At 72.2% G+C, this 16,359-nt stretch carries 13 protein-coding genes; 7 read left to right on the top strand and 6 right to left on the bottom strand.

Going from position 1 to position 16,359, the window contains the following annotated elements; translation table 11 throughout:
- The first annotated feature begins 68 nt into the window (after positions 1–68).
- Positions 69–1,550, top strand: a complete 1,482-nt coding sequence (locus OO69_RS00805; protein ID WP_033278743.1) for an MFS transporter — start codon at positions 69–71, stop codon at positions 1,548–1,550.
- 3 nt (positions 1,551–1,553) lie between these two features.
- Here the strand turns inward: OO69_RS00805 and OO69_RS00810 are convergent, their stop codons facing one another.
- The 4 genes from OO69_RS00810 to OO69_RS00825 all read right to left on the bottom strand — a co-directional run bounded on the left by OO69_RS00810 (position 1,554) and on the right by OO69_RS00825 (position 7,153).
- Positions 1,554–3,245 carry a SpoIIE family protein phosphatase gene (locus OO69_RS00810; RefSeq protein WP_234444317.1) on the bottom strand — a complete coding sequence of 564 codons (1,692 nt, stop codon included), beginning with the start codon at positions 3,243–3,245 and terminating at the stop codon, positions 1,554–1,556.
- Between the two features lie 164 nt (positions 3,246–3,409).
- Entirely contained in the window at positions 3,410–4,090 is a 681-nt protein-coding gene (locus OO69_RS00815; protein ID WP_033278352.1) for a class I SAM-dependent DNA methyltransferase, read from the bottom strand.
- A gap of 197 nt (positions 4,091–4,287) precedes the next feature.
- The gene (locus OO69_RS00820) at positions 4,288–6,501 is read right to left on the bottom strand and encodes a TerD family protein (RefSeq protein ID WP_033278353.1); all 2,214 of its coding nucleotides are present in this window, start codon (positions 6,499–6,501) and stop codon (positions 4,288–4,290) included.
- 73 nt (positions 6,502–6,574) lie between these two features.
- On the bottom strand, positions 6,575–7,153 hold the full coding sequence (locus tag OO69_RS00825; RefSeq protein ID WP_033278354.1) for a TetR/AcrR family transcriptional regulator: 579 nt from the start codon (positions 7,151–7,153) through the stop codon (positions 6,575–6,577).
- Between the two features lie 227 nt (positions 7,154–7,380).
- Here OO69_RS00825 and OO69_RS00830 point away from each other — a divergent pair, with 227 nt between their 5' ends.
- The 4 genes from OO69_RS00830 to OO69_RS00845 are packed head-to-tail and all read left to right on the top strand — an operon-like array spanning position 7,381 to position 12,212.
- A complete protein-coding gene (locus OO69_RS00830; RefSeq protein ID WP_033278744.1) occupies positions 7,381–7,968 on the top strand; it encodes a 2Fe-2S iron-sulfur cluster-binding protein in 588 nt (195 codons plus the stop codon).
- Complete coding sequence (locus OO69_RS00835) at positions 7,965–8,957, top strand: FAD binding domain-containing protein (RefSeq protein WP_033278355.1); 993 nt, start codon at positions 7,965–7,967, stop codon at positions 8,955–8,957. The genes OO69_RS00830 and OO69_RS00835 overlap by 4 nt, the downstream gene beginning before the upstream one ends.
- Positions 8,954–11,089: a xanthine dehydrogenase family protein molybdopterin-binding subunit gene (locus OO69_RS00840; RefSeq protein ID WP_033278356.1), complete on the top strand. Its 2,136-nt coding sequence runs from the start codon at positions 8,954–8,956 to the stop codon at positions 11,087–11,089. The genes OO69_RS00835 and OO69_RS00840 overlap by 4 nt, the downstream gene beginning before the upstream one ends.
- The gene (locus OO69_RS00845) at positions 11,082–12,212 is read left to right on the top strand and encodes an XdhC family protein (RefSeq protein ID WP_033278357.1); all 1,131 of its coding nucleotides are present in this window, start codon (positions 11,082–11,084) and stop codon (positions 12,210–12,212) included. The genes OO69_RS00840 and OO69_RS00845 overlap by 8 nt, the downstream gene beginning before the upstream one ends.
- A gap of 21 nt (positions 12,213–12,233) precedes the next feature.
- Here OO69_RS00845 and OO69_RS00850 read toward each other — a convergent pair whose 3' ends face one another.
- Both OO69_RS00850 and OO69_RS00855 read right to left on the bottom strand, forming a co-directional pair.
- Positions 12,234–12,947: an HAD family hydrolase gene (locus tag OO69_RS00850; protein ID WP_033278358.1), complete on the bottom strand. Its 714-nt coding sequence runs from the start codon at positions 12,945–12,947 to the stop codon at positions 12,234–12,236.
- A gap of 19 nt (positions 12,948–12,966) precedes the next feature.
- On the bottom strand, positions 12,967–13,443 hold the full coding sequence (locus OO69_RS00855; RefSeq protein WP_033278359.1) for an Lrp/AsnC family transcriptional regulator: 477 nt from the start codon (positions 13,441–13,443) through the stop codon (positions 12,967–12,969).
- Between the two features lie 179 nt (positions 13,444–13,622).
- On the opposite strand from OO69_RS00855, the gene OO69_RS00860 reads away from it, so the two are divergent.
- Both OO69_RS00860 and OO69_RS00865 read left to right on the top strand, forming a co-directional pair.
- On the top strand, positions 13,623–15,116 hold the full coding sequence (locus tag OO69_RS00860) for an FUSC family protein (RefSeq protein WP_033278360.1): 1,494 nt from the start codon (positions 13,623–13,625) through the stop codon (positions 15,114–15,116).
- Between the two features lie 118 nt (positions 15,117–15,234).
- Complete coding sequence (locus OO69_RS00865; protein WP_033278361.1) at positions 15,235–16,272, top strand: lactonase family protein; 1,038 nt, start codon at positions 15,235–15,237, stop codon at positions 16,270–16,272.
- Positions 16,273–16,359: the final 87 nt, after the last annotated feature.

Here is a 16,359-nt window from a genome sequence, read left to right on the forward strand (position 1 = left end):
GCAGCAGTCCTCAGCAAGCCTCCGCAGCCACGACCACCACCCGGGACACCGGCGGTGGCGGCAGCACGATGGCGTTGCTGGTCATCGCGTCCTGTCAGCTGATGGTGGTCCTCGACATCACCATCGTGAACATCGCGCTTCCGCACATCCAGAGTTCGCTGGGGTTCTCCACCACCAGCCTGGCCTGGGTCGTCAACGCGTACACCCTCACCTTCGGCGGTCTGCTGCTGCTCGGCGGGCGGGCCGGGGACATCCTCGGGCGGCGGCGGGTGTTCGTGTTCGGGGTGCTGCTCTTCGTACTCGCCTCCCTGCTGGGCGGGTTGTCGCAGAACTCCGGTGAACTCCTCGCCGCACGCGCCCTCCAGGGCGTCGGCGGTGCCATCGCCTCGCCGACCTCGCTCGCCCTGATCAGCACGACGTTCCGTGAAGGCCCGGAACGCAACCGGGCGTTCGGGGTCTTCGCCGGTGTCTCGGCCGGCGGCGGCGCGATCGGACTGCTGATGGGCGGGATCCTCGTCGAGTGGCTGAACTGGCGCTGGGTGCTCTTCGTCAACGTCCCCATCGGACTGCTCATCGTCCTGGCCACCCCGCGCTGGATCAAGGAGTCCGAACGCCACCCGGGCCACTTCGACATCACCGGCGCCCTGACCTCCACCGTGGGCCTGGTGTTCCTCGTCTACGGCTTCATCCGGGCCGCGCAGGAGGGCTGGCGGGACTGGCTCACCCTGAGCTCGTTCGCCGCGGCGGTGGTCGTCCTCGCGCTGTTCGTGCTGGTCGAGCGGCGCTCCCGGCAGCCGATCACCCCGCTGCGCATGTTCCGCGACCGCAACCGCGCCGGGACGTACGGCATCATGCTCTGCCTGTCCGCCGCGATCTTCGGGATGTTCTTCTTCCTCACCCTCTTCGTGCAGGACGTGCTGGGCTTCAGTCCGCTCATGGCCGGCTTCGCCTTCCTGCCGGTCAGTGCCGTCATCGCGGTCGGCGCGGGGCTGGCCTCACGGTTCCTGCCGACCTACGGCCCCAAGCCGTTCATGGTGGTGGGCGCGGTTCTCGCGGCGGGCGGCCTGGCCTGGCTGACGCTGACGGACGTCGACTCCACCTACCTGGGCAGCGTCCTCGGCCCGATGCTGGTGTTCAGCCTCGGCATGGGCATGGAGTTCGTCTCGCTGACCCTGATGGCGCTCTCCGACGTGCCCGTCCAGGAGACCGGCGCGGCCTCCGGACTCCTCAACGTCATGCAGCAGGTGGGCGGGTCGCTCGGGCTGTCCATCCTGGTCACGATGTTCGGCACGGCCAGCCGCAACGAGGCGAAGGACCAGATCCCCGCGTTCCTGTCCCAGGCGACCCCGGCCGAGCGCATCCGCTTCCAGCGGACCGGCCAACTCCCGGGCGCCTGGGGCGATCACGTCCTCACTGCCGGGGTCTCGGCCGCGTTCGTGATGGCGGCGATCTTCACTGTCGTCGCTGCCTTGATCGCCGTGGTGGTCATCCAGGTTCGGCCCTCCGATCTCGAACGCCTCAAGGGAGGCCCGGGGGTTGGACCGGTCTGAACATCAACTCCCTTGAGATTGCTGGCCCTTCGGGATCTGCTGCTCGAACCACACGACCTTGCCCGTGCTCAGCCGCGTCGCTCCCCAGCGGTGGGCGAGCCGGTCGACCAGGAACAGGCCCCGGCCGCCCTCGTCGCCGGGCGCGGCCTGGCGCATGCGGGGCACCTGGGGCGAGTCGTCGGTGACCTCGCAGCGCAGCACGTCGGTGCGCAGCAGCCGTAGCGAGATGGGGCGGGAGGCGTACCGCACGGCGTTCGTGACGACCTCGCTGACCATGAGTTCCGTGCTGTCGAGCAGGGCGTCCAGGCCCCAGCGGCGCAGCACCCTGCGGGTCAGCCGGCGGGCCTGGCCCGCGGTGAGGGGGTGGGGGTCGAGGTGCCAGTAGCCGACGCTGTCCGGCGGGAAGCCGTCGAAGCGGGCGGTGAGCAGCGCGATGTCGTCGTCGCGGGCGCCCGGCGCCAGTGCGGTGAGGATGCGGTCGCAGAGCCGCTCCAGCGAGGACAGGCGGTGTCGGTGCGGGGTGGACTGGAGGTGGGTGCGCAGGGCCTCGACACCCGTCCCCACGTCGGTGTCGCGGGACTCGACCAGGCCGTCGGTGTACAGGACCAGGGTCGTGCCGGTGGGCGCGGGCATCTCCACGGACTCGAAGACGACCCCGCCGACGCCGATCGGCGCGCCCGGCGGGACCTGGAGCACCTCGGCGTGGCCGTTCGGGCGCAGCAGTACGGCGGGCGGGTGGCCGGCGTTGGCCATGAGGAGGCGGTGCGAGATCGGGTCGTAGATCGCGTACAGGCACGTCGCTATGTGGTCGCTGCCGAGGCGCTGGGCCTGTTCGTCGAGGTGGTGGAGGACCTCGTGCGGGGGCAGGTCGAGGCCGGCGAGGGTCTGCACGATGGTGCGCAGCTGGCCCATGATCGCGGCGGAGGTCATGGAGTGGCCCATGACGTCACCGACGATCAGCGCGACCCGGCTGCCGGGCAGCGGGATCGCGTCGTACCAGTCGCCGCCGACCTGCGCGGTCTTCGAGGCCGGCAGATAGCGGCTGGCGAGCCGGATGCCGGTCGGCTCGGGCAGCGAGGACGGGAGCATGGTGTGCTGCAGGGTGTCCGCGACGGAGGCCTCGTGGCCGTACATCACCGCCTTCTGGACGCCGATCGCGGTGTGGGTGGCGAGCTGCGAGGCGACGAGCAGGTCGTCGGTGGTGAACGCGGAGCGGTCGGGGCGGCGCAGCAGGACGACGGTGCCCATGACGTGGTGGCGGCCGTGCAGCGGGGCGATGATCAGGCGGCGGCCCGGCGGCAGCGTGCCGTGCGCGCTCGCCGCGGGCCCGAGCAGTTCGGCCACGGCGGGGTGGATGCCCGGGGCGTCGCCGAAGGCCGGGCGCCCGGCCAGGAGCAGCTTCGCGAGCCGTCCCGCGAGCATCGGCTGCACCCGCTCGGCCACGCTCGCGTACTCGGCGTGCGGCATGAGCAGCGCGGACCTGGCCTCGGGCGCGCGGTCGATGCTGTGCAGTTGCAGGACGACGGGCGCGGCCGACTTCTCGTCCCCGACGGGCAGCGGATCGTGCAGGTGGATCACGATCGCGTCGGCGAAGGCGGGCACCGCCGCCCACCGCAGTTCCCGCAGCGTCTCGTCCAGGTCCATCCCGCGGGCGATCCGCCGGGTGGCGACATCGAGGTACTGGAGCCGGTCCATCTGCTGCACGGGCGTCCGGCCGAGCGGTACGACGGGCGCCGGGCCGCTCGCCGAGGAGCCTCGCCGGGCGGTTCCGGCGGGGCCTTCGCGGGGGCTGGGTTGCTCCGTCACACGCTTCGTCCCGTCACTGGTACGGCAGCGGCCGCTGTGTCGGTCCTACGGCCTCAGTCGCGCCGTCGGCAGCAGAGGAAGACCTGTTCCTCGGGCGGGACGTCGGCGGTCGCCGGGGCGTAGGTGTAGGAGTTCTCCTTCACGACCTCGAAGCCAGCCGTGTCGAGGACCTTGTGCAGGTCTTCGAGGAGATAGCCGGAGACCCTGATCGTGTGGCCGAGGAAGGGGATCTCGAAGTCGTCCACATGGGCCTCCACCATCGACAGGGCGAGCAGCCCGCCCGGATTCAGCAGGTGGTGGATCGTGCGCAGGGCGAGCGGGATCTCCGCGCGCGGGAGCATCAGCAGGGAGAAGAACGCGGCGACGCCGTCGAAACGGCCCAGGTCACGGGTGCCGCCCGGGCGCAGGTCCGCGAGGTCGAGCTGGTGGAACGTGGCGGTGGGGACGTACTCCCGGGCGAGCGTCACCATCCGGGCGGAGAAGTCCACGCCGACGACGTCGAAACCCGCGTCGGCCAGCTGTCGGGAGGTCGGCACACCCGTGCCGGAGCCGAGGTCCAGCACACGGGCGCCCGGATCGAGGGACTCGATGAGCCAGTCACCGGCGCCGACCTGGCCCTCCTTGTGCGGGAAGGCCTCGTCGTACCGGTCCCCGATGGCATCGAAGGCCTCGGCCTGACCGGTGCGGTCGAGCCGAAGGCTGTCGTAGCCGGACCCGTCGTGCGTTCCGCTCACTGAAGTGGCCTTTCGTCCGCGCATAGAGGATTGTCCCACAAGTCTGTGAAGTGAGGTTTCGGCGGAAAAAGAACGTGAGGGGCGCCCTGGGGCACCCCTCACGGAACGTCGAGGGCGAGGAAAGCGGACGGACTGGATTCAAAGAAGGAGTTGAGAAGGAAGTCCGTCCATGGCCTCGCCGGGGCCGACGCTATCAGTCAGGCGGGGATCAGGTCGCGCAGATTTTCGGGAGTGACGACAAGAGATCCGGCGGGCAGCCCGGCCGGGCGGCGCATGCCGATGAAGGTGACCGGTTCGTCGGGGATTGTCTCCCCGTCCCACAGGGTCACCGTCGTCGCCTCCCCGGTCATCAGGCCGACGAGATGGCGCACGGTGAGCTGCTCGCGCTCGACGATGCCGCGCAGCAGGTTGGCCACCGTCACGCGGTTCTCCTCGACCCGGTTCGCGGACGGGCTGCCCTTGAGGTACAGGTGCAGCCACTTCGCCCGCCAGGCGCCGTCCTCCCCGCGCAGGAACACCAGCGGCAGCGCGACCCGGCCCGCCCCGCGCAGCTCCGACTTCATCCGCACGGTACGCGGCTCGAACGGCCGCCCCAAGTGCTCGCCCTCGCGCAGCATGAACCCGAAGAACGACTCCTCGACCTCCTCGAAGCCCTCGCCCGCGAAGATGTTGACCTGCGGCACGACGAACGCCCCGCGCACCGCGCCCAGCCGCAGATTGATGAACTCCGAGGCCCCGTCCGGCGCTTCGGTGATGTCACCGGAGTGCTCGCCCTCGACGTCGGTGAGCGCGGTGTACGCCAGCCACGAGTGCGTCGAGTAGTCCGCGTTCAGCATCAGCGCCGACAGGTCGAAGTCGGTGCGCTGCTCGGTCTCCTTCCAGTACACGAAGAACCGCAGCAACTCGCCCTCGACCGTGGAGAGGGACCCGCGCGGCAGCACCCCGAGCCCGGCAGCCGTCGCCTTCCCGCTCAACGGCAGCGCCACGTCCAGCATGTCCGGATCGACCAACAGCCGCTCCGGAGAAGGCAGTCGACGCCGCGTCTCGTCGTCGAGCGCGGCGATCAGCCGGTCACGCTCCGCCGGTCCTACGATCGACCGCTCGTCGTCGGTCACCCAGGCCCGGCCGCGCCGGTTCACGAAGACCCGCAACTCCCCGGTGTCCCGGGCCCGGTTGTGCAGATGTTCGCGCACCGACAGCACGACCCGGCCCGACACCTCGGGCGCGACCTGCTCGGCGGCGGCCACCACGGCGTCCCGCTCCTCCTGCGTGAGCGCCATGCGCAGCAGCCGGTCCAGCGCGCGGAACAGCTTGCCCGGCGCGGACTTCAGCAGCTCCAGCGCGTCCAGGAGGTTGGCCTCCGCGAGCAGTTCCTCGACCCGGCTGTCGAACGACCGCGCCTTCAGCTCACCGCGCGCGACCGCGAACACCTCGGCGGCGCGCGGCAGTCGCGGGTACTCGTGCGGGTGCAGCCGCTCGCCGAGCCGCTTCCACGCCTCGCGGTGCGCGTGCACGTCGGCGAGCTTGGCGGGGGACGCGGCGATCACGGAGTCCAGCCCCGCGAGCAGCGCCCGCCGCACCGGACGCGAGGGCGACCGGAAACGGGTCGGCTCCGTCAGCGTCACATCACCGTCCGACAGCGCGCAGGCCAGCCGCAGCACATCGGTCACGGTGTCCAGCAACAGCCCCGAACCCGCCTTCATCCGGGCCTGGTTGACGATCGCGCGGTTCTCCCGGACCGGGATCGCCTCGGGCTGCGGCCCGTCCACGCACCGCTCGGCCAGCGCCCGCAGATCACCCTGGTGCTCCTCGCTCAGGGGAGTGACGCTGCCCGCCAACGCCAGGTACAGGGTGGCGAGTTCATCGGCGAGCTTGCCGCCCGCGTGCAGCACCGTGAGTCGGTCGCCCGCCCCCGCGATCAACTCGTCCTGCGCGGCGAGCAGTTCGGCGTAGGTGTGCTGGTATCTGCCGTAGGTCGGCAGGTCGAGGAGATTCACCACGCCGGTCCGCAGCTGCTTGAGCGTCGCGGACGAGGTCTCCTCGTCGTCGAGCGCGTCGGCGACGCACGACATCCAGAAGTCCACGGTGTCGGGCACGTTGGCCGGGAAGCCGATGAAGTAGGCGTTGTGCTGCACGTGATCGCCGACCAGCTCGCGGACGGTCCGCAGCGTGCGTCCGGCGATACGGACGACCGTCTCCTCGGGCAGCCCCGACAGCCGTTCCAGCAGCTCGGCGGAGAGCTTGAACCCCACGGAGAGCAGCACGGCGTCGAACTGCCGCGCGGCGGTGGCGCCTTCACCCACGGGACCTGTGGCGTCACCCGAGGGACCTGTGGGTTCACCCGAGGGACCCGTGGGGAGGGGAATGCGGAACGTGTGCCGGAGGACCAGTGGTTCGAGACGGTCGATCATTCCCGCATGGTCCCAGAACCGAACAAGCGGGCGCATTCGGGTTTCCCGTGGAGGGTGCGGTGAAGGCCGCGGGTCAGCGTCCGGGCGCTCCCGCCCGCAGTCCGTCCATGACCAGGTCCAGGAGCCGCTCCGCGCGCCCCTGCCAGTCGCCGTGCGGTTCGATCTGCCACAGGCCCGCGATGGCGAGGAAGAAGTCGTCGGGGGTGACGCCCGGGCGGATGGTGCCGGCCTCGTCGTTCGCCCGCAGGAGCAGCGCGACGGCCTCCGTCACCGCGCCGTGCCCGGGCTTGGCCGGGGTGCCGGACGCGCCGGCCGCCTGCCGCAGCGCCCCGGCCAGGCCGACCTTGGCCCTGGCGAACCGGGCGAGGCGGTCCATCCACTCCCGCAGCGCCCGGTCCGGCGCGCTCGTCTCCAGCAACGGGGCCGCCGCATCGGCGACCTGCTGCATCTCGTGGCGGTAGATCTCCAGCAGGAGCGCCTCGCGGTTGGGGAAGTTGCGGTAGAACGTGCCCTGCCCGACGCCGGCCTTCCTGGCGATCGTGCTCAGCGGGACGTCCGCCGCGAGCGTCAGCTCGGCGAGCGCCACTTCGAGGATGCGCTCGCGGTTCCGCTGGGCGTCCGAGCGCTGTGGCGTGCCCAACTCCTCGCGCACTCCTCCTCCTTCGGGGAAACACGGCAGAGCCGACCTTGCTAAGCGGACAGCTGTCCGTTAGGTTCCTGGATAGCGGACAGTTGTCCGCTTAGAGCTCACTCTACCGGTAGAACGGGCTGCGCGAACGGCCGGACCGATCGCCGACCGGAATTCCCGTGCGACCCGTGGGCTCACGGATCCCCTTGTCCGACTTCGACGCGCCCCACATCCGCGAGAGAAGGCTGACCATGGCCCCATCGACGTCCAGCGTCATCACCCTGAACATCAACGGAGAGAAGCACACGCTGCCCGTCGATCACCGCACCACCCTGCTCGACGCCCTGCGCGAACACCTCGACCTCACCGGCACGAAAAAGGGCTGCGACCAGGGGCAGTGCGGGGCCTGCACGGTGCTGCTCGACGGCCGCCGGGTCGTCTCCTGCCTCCAGTTGGCGGTGGCCGCCGAGGGGCGCGCCGTCACCACCATCGAAGGCGTGGCCGACGGCGGCCGGCTGCATCCCGTGCAGCAGGCGTTCCTCGACCTCGACGGTTACCAGTGCGGCTACTGCACTCCGGGCCAGATCTGTTCGGCCCTCGCGGTGATCGAGGAACACGCGGCGGGCTGGCCCAGCGCCGTCACCGCCGACGTACGGCCCGAGGCGGGGCCGCCACCCCTCACCGCGGAGGAGATCCGGGAGCGGATGAGCGGGAACCTGTGCCGGTGCGGCGCGTATGTGTCGATCGTCCAGGCGGTCGCCCGGGCGGCCGAGGCGCGGCGGACGGAAGCACCGCGGGCCGAGGAGGAGCAGGACGACGTCAAGGAGGCCGCGGCATGAGGGAGTTCGAGTACCGGCGGGTGCTCGACGTCTTCGGCGCGGTCGCGCTGCTCGACGCCGAGCCCGACGCCCGTTTCCTCGGCGGCGGCACCAATCTCGTCGACCTGATGAAGGCCGGGGTGGAGCGTCCCGCGCGGCTCGTCGACGTACGCGAACTGCCCCTGGACCGCGTCGAGACGGCGGCGAACGGCGGCCTGCGCATCGGCGCCACCGTCACCAACAGCGACCTCGCCGCACATCCCGAAGTGCGGCTCCGTTACCCGGCGTTGGCCCAGGCGGTCCTGGCCGCCGCCTCCGGCCAGCTGCGCAACATGGCCACGGTCGGCGGGAATCTGCTTCAGCGCACCCGCTGCGCCTACTTCACCGACGTGACCCAGCCCTGCAACAAGCGGGCCCCCGGCACTGGTTGCCCCGCGCTGAAGGGCGAGCACCGCAACCACGCGATCCTCGGTGCCTCCGAGCACTGCGTGGCCACCCACCCCTCCGACATGGCGGTCGCGCTGGCGGCCTTCGACGCGGTCGTGTCGTACGAAACCGCCGCCGGGCCGGGTGAGTTGGCGCTCATGGACCTCTATCTCCCCGTGGGCGACACCCCGCACCGTGAGACCGCGCTGCCCCCGGGCGCCCTGATCACCGGGGTCACGCTGCCGCCCGCCCCGGTCGCCGCCAACTCCCGCTACCGGAAGGTGCGCGAGCGTGCCTCCTTCGCGTTCGCGATCGGATCGGTCGCCGCCGCCCTCGACGTGCGCGACGGTGTCGTGCGCGAGGTGCGGCTGGCCTTCGGGGCGGTGGCGTCACGACCGTGGCGGGCGCGGCGGGCAGAGCGGGCGCTGACCGGGGGACCGGCGAGCGCCGAGGCGTTCATGGCGGCCGCGGACGCCGAACTGGCCGCCGCCGAGCCGCTGTCGGACAACGCCTACAAGGTCACCCTGCTGCGCAATCTCGTCGTGGCCGTACTGACCGAACTCGCCGAGGAGACCGCCCGATGACCACCACGACCCAGGCCGTCCGGTCGACGGGTGCCTTCGGAACCGCCCACACCCGCGTCGAGGGACGGGACAAGGTCACCGGCGCGGCCCGCTACGCGGGAGACTTCCCCTTCGACGAACTCGCCCACGGCTGGCTGGTGTTGTCCACCGTCGCCCGAGGCCGCGTCCGCACCGTCCGGGCCGACCCGGTGCTCGCGATGCCCGGAGTCCTCGCCGTCCTGCACCACGAGAACGCACCGCGTGTCAGCACCGACTACCTGAGTGTCGTGGGCCCGCCCGACCCGGCCCTCGGACTGTTCCAGCACGACCAAGTCCCTTACGTGGGCTGGCCGGTGGCGCTGATCGTCGCCGAGACGTCCGAGCAGGCCAGGGAGGCCGCCGAGGCGCTGGTGGTCGACTACGACGAGGAGCCGCACGACATCGCGTTCCACGCCGGGCACCCCGGCGCCTACCTGCCCGCGGGCTCGCCAGCCGGACCGGCCGAGGTGGTGAAGGGCGACGTGGCGGACGCCCTCGCCCGGTCCGCCGTGGTCGTCGACGAGGAGTACACGACACCCGAGGAGCACCACAGCCCACTGGAACCCCATGCCGCGACGGCCCGTTGGGAGGCCGGACGGCTCGACGTCGTCGACTCCAACCAGAGCACCGTGTGGGTGGCCGGCGAACTCGCGAAACTCTTCTCCCTCGACCCGGCGGCCGTGCGGGTGCGGTCCGAACACGTCGGCGGCGGCTTCGGATCCAAGGGCGTACGGCCGCACCAGGTGGCCGCTACGATGGCCGCGACCGTTCTCCAGCGCCCGGTCCGCGTGGTCTTGACGCGCCGTCAGATGTTCACCCTGGTCGGCTACCGCAGCCCCACCACCCAGCGCGTCAGGCTCGGCGCCGACCCCGACGGCCGGCTGCGCGCCCTCGACCACCAGGCACTCAGCCTCACCTCGACCGTGCACGAATTCGTCGAACCGAGCGCCGCGTTCGGCCGCCCGCTGTACGACGCCGACGCCCACCGCACCGCCTTCCGGGTCGTACGGCTCGACCTGCCGACCCCCACCTTCATGCGCGCCCCGGGGGAGGCGCCGGGCTCCTTCGCGCTGGAGTCCGCGCTCGACGAACTCGCCGAGAAGTGCGGCCTCGACCCGATCGCCCTGCGCGTCCGCAACGAACCCACGGTGGGGCCGGTTTCCGGGCTCCCCTTCAGCAGCCGCAACCTGCTCGCCTGCTTCGACGAGGGCGCCCGGCGCTTCGGCTGGGCCGACCGCGACCCCCGCCCCGGCGTGCGCCGCGAAGGGCGCTGGCTGCTCGGCACCGGCATGGCCGCGGCCACCTTCCATGTCGGGGTGGGCCCGTCCACGGCGGCCGTCACCGCTGAAGCGGACGGCACCTACACCGTGCGGATCAACGCGACGGACATCGGCACCGGCGCCCGCACCGCGCTGACCCTGGTCGCCGCGGAGTCGCTGGAGACGGAGCCGGCCCGGGTCCGGGTGCACATCGGGGACAGCGATCTCGGTGCCGCGATGTTCGCCGGCGGCTCGATGGGCACCCGCTCCTGGGCCTGGGCGGTGATGCGGGCCGCGGCCGACCTGCGCGAGCAACTGGCCCTGGGCGGCGACATCCCGCCCGACGGCATCACCGCGCGAAGCGACACCGCCGAGGCCGTCGCCGCGCTGGCCAAGAAGGAACGGCACTCCTTCGGGGCGCAGTTCGCCGAGGTCGCCGTGGACGTCGCCAGCGGTGAGGTCCGGGTACGACGGCTGCTCGGCATCTTCGCCGCCGGACGCATCGTCAACCCGCTCACCGCGCGCGGCCAGTTCGTCGGCGGGATGATCTGGGGCATCTCCATGGCCCTGCACGAGGAGGCGGTCCGCGACACGGCGTCCGGCGCCCAGGTCGGACCGGACTTCGCCAACTACCACTTCTCCGCCAACGCCGACGTACCGGCCATCGAGGCCGACTGGGTCGACGACCCCGACCCGGACGACCCGGTCGGCATCAAGGGCATCGGCGAGATAGGGGTCGTAGGGACCGCAGCGGCGATAGCCAACGCCGTCTGGCACGCCACCGGCGTCCGCCACCGCGCCCTGCCGATCCGCCCCGACCGGATCCTGACTGCGGGCGGGACGCCAAGTGCTTGACATCGCCCAGGAGTTGGACCGCTGGATGCGGGAAGGCCGGGACTTCGCCGTCGCGACCGTCGTCACCGTGGGCGGCAGCGCACCGCGCCCACCCGGCGCCGCGCTCGCCGTCGACACCGACGGCACGGTGATCGGCTCGGTCTCCGGTGGCTGCGTCGAGGGCGCGGTCTACGACCTGTGCGTGCAGGCACTCCAGGACGGCGAGCCGGTCCGCGAACGCTTCGGCTACAGCGACGAGGACGCCTTCGCCGTGGGCCTGTGCTGCGGCGGGGTGATCGAGGTCCTGGTCACGCCGGTCCACGCGGGCGATCCGCTGTTCACCGCCGGGCTGGCGGCGGCGGCCCGGGGCGAGGCGGTCGCCCTCGCCCGGGTCGTCCGGGGTCCGGCCGGGCTGCTCGGCCGCGGGCTGCTGGTCCGCCCGGACGGTTCGTACGAGAGCGGTCTCGACGGACGCCCCGAGCTGGAGCGGACCGCCGCGGCACAGGCCCGCGCGCTGTTGGACGTCGGCCGCACCGGCTCGGTGGAGATCTCGGAGGACGGCTCGCACTGCCCCGGTGGTCTGACCCTCTTCGTAGAGTCCGGCGTGCCCGCACCCCGCATGATCGTCTTCGGTGCTGTCGACTTCGCGGCGGCGCTGGTGCGGGCCGGCAAGTTCCTGGGCTATCGGGTGACCGTGTGCGACGCCCGGCCCGTCTTCGCCACCCGGAGCCGTTTCCCGGACGCCGACGAGATCGTGGTCGACTGGCCGCACCGCTACCTCCGGCACACGGCCACGGACGAGCGCACGGTCCTGTGCGTGCTCACCCACGACGCCAAGTTCGACATCCCGCTCCTCGGAGAGGCACTGAGGCTGCCCGTCGCCTTCGTCGGAGCCATGGGCTCGCGCCGAACCCACGAGGACCGCAACCGACGGCTCCGTGAAGTCGGCCTCAGCGAGCGGGAGTTGGCCCGGTTGCACTCTCCGATCGGCCTCGACCTGGGCGGCCGTACGCCCGAGGAGACGGCCCTGTCCATCGCGGCGGAGATCGTCGCCGTGCGCAACGGCGGCTCGGGCGTGCCGCTGACCGGCTCGGCGGCACCGATCCACCGCGACCGGGACGAGCTTGTGCTGGGGGTGTCCTGACGCGGACCGGTCGGTCCTCGGTCAGCCAGTTGTACGCCCCGAGCGGACCGGTCGGTCGTCGGTGAGCCAGTCGTACGCCCCCCGCGCGCTGAACTCCGCCTGCCCGCCCCGCAGCAGCAGCCCCGCCGTCGCGAACTCGGGGGCGTCGGCCTGCGCCGCCACGTACGGGATCGCGATGCAGCGCATCCCGGCCGCGTGCGCCGCCGCCGCACCCGGAGCCGCGTCCTCCAGGACCACGCAGTCGGCCGGAGCCGCCCCCAACCGGCGCGCGGCCTCCAGGAAGACGTCCGGCGCGGGCTTGCCCCGCGCCACCTCGTCCGCCGAGACCACGGTCCGCAGCGACGCGTCGAGCCCGGTGCCGGCCAGGATCGCCTCGATGGCCTCCGGCGACGAACCCGACGCCACCGCCATCGGCACCCCCTCGGCCGCGAGCAACTCCACGAACTTCCGCATCTCCGGGTACACGCGCGTGGCGGCCCGGGCCAGCGCCAGATAACGGCGGTTGGTCTCCGCCAGCAGCTCCTCCACCGGCGCCTTCAGGCCGTAGCGCTCCTTCAGGAGGACGAGGGTCTCCTGGGTGCTGATGCCGACGAAGCGCTCGTGCTGGGCCCAGGTGAAGTCCGGGACGCCGTGCTCGGCGAGGGTCTGCCGGGTGGCTTCGTAGTAGTTCGGCTCGCTGTCCACGAGTGTTCCGTCGAGATCGAAGATGACCGAGAGGGCGCCGAGATTGCTCATGGGTTCAGGATGCCAAGGGTCACATGCCGGCCGCGCGGCCGATCGACTCCACCAGTGGCAGCAACCGGTGCGGGACGCGCTCGCGCAGCGCCATCTCGGTCCGGGTGCGGACCACTCCCGGCAGGCTGATCAGCTGCTGGATCACGTCCTCCAGGTGACCGTTGTCCCGCGCGACGACCCGGGTGAGCAGGTCCCCGCCACCGGTGATCGAGAACGCCTCGACGATCTCCGGTACGGCGGCCAGCGCGTCCCCGACCTCGTCGAGATGCCCCTGGGTGACCTCGATGTGCACGAACGCGAGCACCGGGTGCCCGAGCGCGGCGGGGGAGAGGAAGGGGCCCGTACCGGTGATCACCCCGTCCCGCTCCAGCCGGTCCAGCCGCGCCTGGAGCGTGCCGCGGGCCACGCCGAGGAGGCGGGCGTACTCGCGCACGCTGGTACGCGGCTGCTCCAGAAGCAGCCTGAGGATGCGGGTGTCGAGTTCGTCCACGCTCATGGCGCAAGACTGTACCAATGGCCCAGCGTCAAGCTACTGGGCCAATGGACCAGTGGATCGGGAGCCACTTGAGCCACTCGACCCGATGATGCTCTCATGGGCATGTCGATGGCGCTGCGGACCTCCGCGGCGCCTTTTTCATGCCGGTGTCCAGAGGTATGCGCAGGGGGCGGGAAGCAGTGCTGAAAAGGGTGTTCGTGGCTCCGGACCCGGGGCGCGTGCGGCTGCGGTTCGCCGCGCGGGCCGTCCTCGGCATCGGCCTCGCGGTCGTCGTCTGCGGGCTGACCGGGCAGTCCCTCGCGGGCGCCGTCACCGGTGGCCTCGCCGCGCTGCTCGCCCTGTTCACGGTGACGGACGCCACGGTGCGCGGGCAGGCCGTCACCACCGCGCTGCTGCCCTGTGTGGGCCTGCCGGTGCTCGCCGCCGCCGCTGAACTGCACGACCACCCCGTCGCCCGCGACCTCACCTTCCTCGCCGTGGTCGGCGCCGGCGTCTACGCCCGCCGCTGGGGACCGCGCGGCCACAGCCTCGGCGTCTTCGCGTTCATGACCTTCTTCGTGGCCCAGTTCCTGCACGCGACCACCGACCAACTGCCCAGGCTGTACGCGGCAGTTGCCCTCTCCGTGCTCACCGCCGCGACGGTCCGCTTCGGCTTCTGGTGCTACGAACGCCGACTGCCGACGACCGCCGTACCCGCCCCAACTGCCGGACGAGGCCTGGCCCGTGTGACCACGAGGCAGGCGGTCCAGGCGACCGCCGGTGCCGGATTCGCCCTTGTCGTCGGCCAGTTGGTGTCCGGGCAGCGCTGGTACTGGGCCGTCGGCGCCACCTGGTGGATCTTCGTGAACACCGCCTCGCGCGGCGAGACCGTGGTCCGCGGCTTCCGCCGCGTCCTCGGCACGGTCCTCGGCATCGCCCTGGGCCTCCTCGTCGCCGTACCGGTCCACGGCGCCCCCGTCCCCACCGCGATCCTGGTCGCCGTGTGCGTCTTCGGCATCTTCTACTCGGCCGCCGTCTCCTACACCTGGATGATGCTCTCGGTGACCTTGATGGCAGAACTGCTCTACGGCCTCCTCGGCGTCCTGAACCCCGCGCTGCTGGCGCTGCGCTTCGCGGAGACCGGCGTCGGCGCGCTCGGTGCCGTACTGGCCGTCCTCCTCGTCCTGCCGGTGACCACCCACACCACCACCGACGCCTGGATCCAACGCGCCCTGCGCTGCGTCCACACCTGCACCGCCGAGGCCGCCGCCCGCCTCGCCGGTTCCGCGGCGGCCGACCCCGCCGGACGCGTCGCCGAACTCGAGCAACTCCTGGGCCGGGTACGGCTGTCCGTCGCGCCCCTCGTGCACCCGCTGAACCCGGTGCTCGGCCGCAAGCGCCGCGCCCGCCGGGTGCTCGCGCTGCTCGACGACTGCGCCCGCGAGATCCGCGGCCTCGTCGCGGTGGCCGCCGACCCCGAGGCCTCCCACGACGCCCGCCTGGCCGCCGCCTGCTGGCGCGTGGAGACCGCGGTCGAGGCGCTCACCGACGGCGACGCGTCGCGGCTCACGGCCACGCCGACCAGGGCACCCGCGGAGCCCGCGCTGGCCCACCTCCATGGGCTGGAGCACGCCCTCGCGGAACTGGCGGAGCCGCTGCGTGCGCGCTCTGGTTCACGGCTCGTCGGAGCGTGAGCAGGTACGGGAGCGAGACCGGTACTGCGGGGCGGAGAAAGCTCTGGGATTTGGTCTAGACCGGTCATGATCGACTGCTACCGTCACCCCGGACAGCACTGACCGAGAGGGGACAGCGGTGGCAGACGGCGACAGGCGGGGACGGCGGGCCTTCATCGGGTCGTTCACGGCGGCGGGCGGCCCGGGTGTCGTCACGGCGGCCGTGGACGCGGACAGCGGCGCGCTGACCGTCCTGAGCAGCGTCGACGGCGTCCCCGATCCCTCGTATCTCGCCCTGGCCCCCGACGGGGACACGCTCTACGCCGTCAGCGAGACGGCCGAGGGCGCGGTGGCCGCGTACCGCGTGAACGGCGACAAGCCCGAGCCGCTCGGGTCGCCGGTGCGGGTGGGCGGCTCAGGGCCGACCTACCTGAGCCTGTTCGCCGGGCACGTCCTCACCGCCGACTACGGCTCCGGCAGCGTCACCGCCGTGCCGGTCCGCCCGGACGGCACCCTGGCGAGCCGCCCCTCCGGACAGCTCCGGCACACCGGTTCCGGCCCGCACCAGCAGCGCCAGCAGGGTCCGCACGCCCACCAGATCCAGCCCGACCCGAGCGGCCGCTGGGCGGTCAGCGTCGACCTCGGCACCGACTCCGTGCGGGTGTGCACGCTGGAGGACGGACGTCCCGTACTGCACCGCGAGATCGCGCTGCGCCCCGGCTCGGGCCCCCGCCACCTGGCCTTCCACCCCGACGGCGCCCACGCCTACGTCCTCAACGAACTCACGCCGACCGTCACCGTCTGCCGCTGGGACGCCGAGAGCGGCGCACTGAAACCGCTGACCGAGGTCGCGGTCCTGCCCGGCCCGCCGGACGGCGACGCCGCTTACCCATCCGGCATCGTGACCTCGCCGGACGGCCGCTTCGTCTGGACGGCCACCCGTGGCGAGGACGTGCTCTCCGTCCTCGCCGTCGAGGGCGACGGGCTGCGCCTGATCGGCACGGTGCCCTGCGAGGGCCACTGGCCGCGCGCGCTCACCGAGGCCGGGGGCCACCTGTACGTCGCGAACGAGCGCTCCGGTGACGTCACTTGGTTCACCGTCGACCCCGCCACGGGCGTCCCGCGCCGCAACGGCTCGATCAAGGTGACCGCCGCGTCCTGCGTGGTGTTCGACTGACCCCGCTGCCGTCCCCAGCACATGCCGAAGGGCCCACTCCCGCGTGAGGAGGGGCCCTTTCGGCGCTACGGCGTTACACGTGCCGGT

The sequence above is a fragment of the Streptomyces sp. NRRL F-525 genome, assembly GCF_000716605.1.
Lineage (GTDB): Bacteria > Actinomycetota > Actinomycetes > Streptomycetales > Streptomycetaceae > Streptomyces.

What these genes read in the sequence shown, in the direction of transcription:
- OO69_RS00840 (WP_033278356.1), top strand. Translation starts at nt 8,954, where the DNA reads ATGACCACCACGACCCAGGCCGTCCGGTCGACGGGTGCCTTCGGAACC.
- OO69_RS00830 (WP_033278744.1), top strand. Translation starts at nt 7,381, where the DNA reads ATGGCCCCATCGACGTCCAGCGTCATCACCCTGAACATCAACGGAGAG.
- OO69_RS00835 (WP_033278355.1), top strand. Translation starts at nt 7,965, where the DNA reads ATGAGGGAGTTCGAGTACCGGCGGGTGCTCGACGTCTTCGGCGCGGTC.
- OO69_RS00820 (WP_033278353.1), bottom strand. Translation starts at nt 6,501, where the DNA reads ATGATCGACCGTCTCGAACCACTGGTCCTCCGGCACACGTTCCGCATT.
- OO69_RS00855 (WP_033278359.1), bottom strand. Translation starts at nt 13,443, where the DNA reads ATGAGCGTGGACGAACTCGACACCCGCATCCTCAGGCTGCTTCTGGAG.
- OO69_RS00850 (WP_033278358.1), bottom strand. Translation starts at nt 12,947, where the DNA reads ATGAGCAATCTCGGCGCCCTCTCGGTCATCTTCGATCTCGACGGAACA.
- OO69_RS00810 (WP_234444317.1), bottom strand. Translation starts at nt 3,245, where the DNA reads ATGGACCGGCTCCAGTACCTCGATGTCGCCACCCGGCGGATCGCCCGC.
- OO69_RS00805 (WP_033278743.1), top strand. Translation starts at nt 69, where the DNA reads ATGGCGTTGCTGGTCATCGCGTCCTGTCAGCTGATGGTGGTCCTCGAC.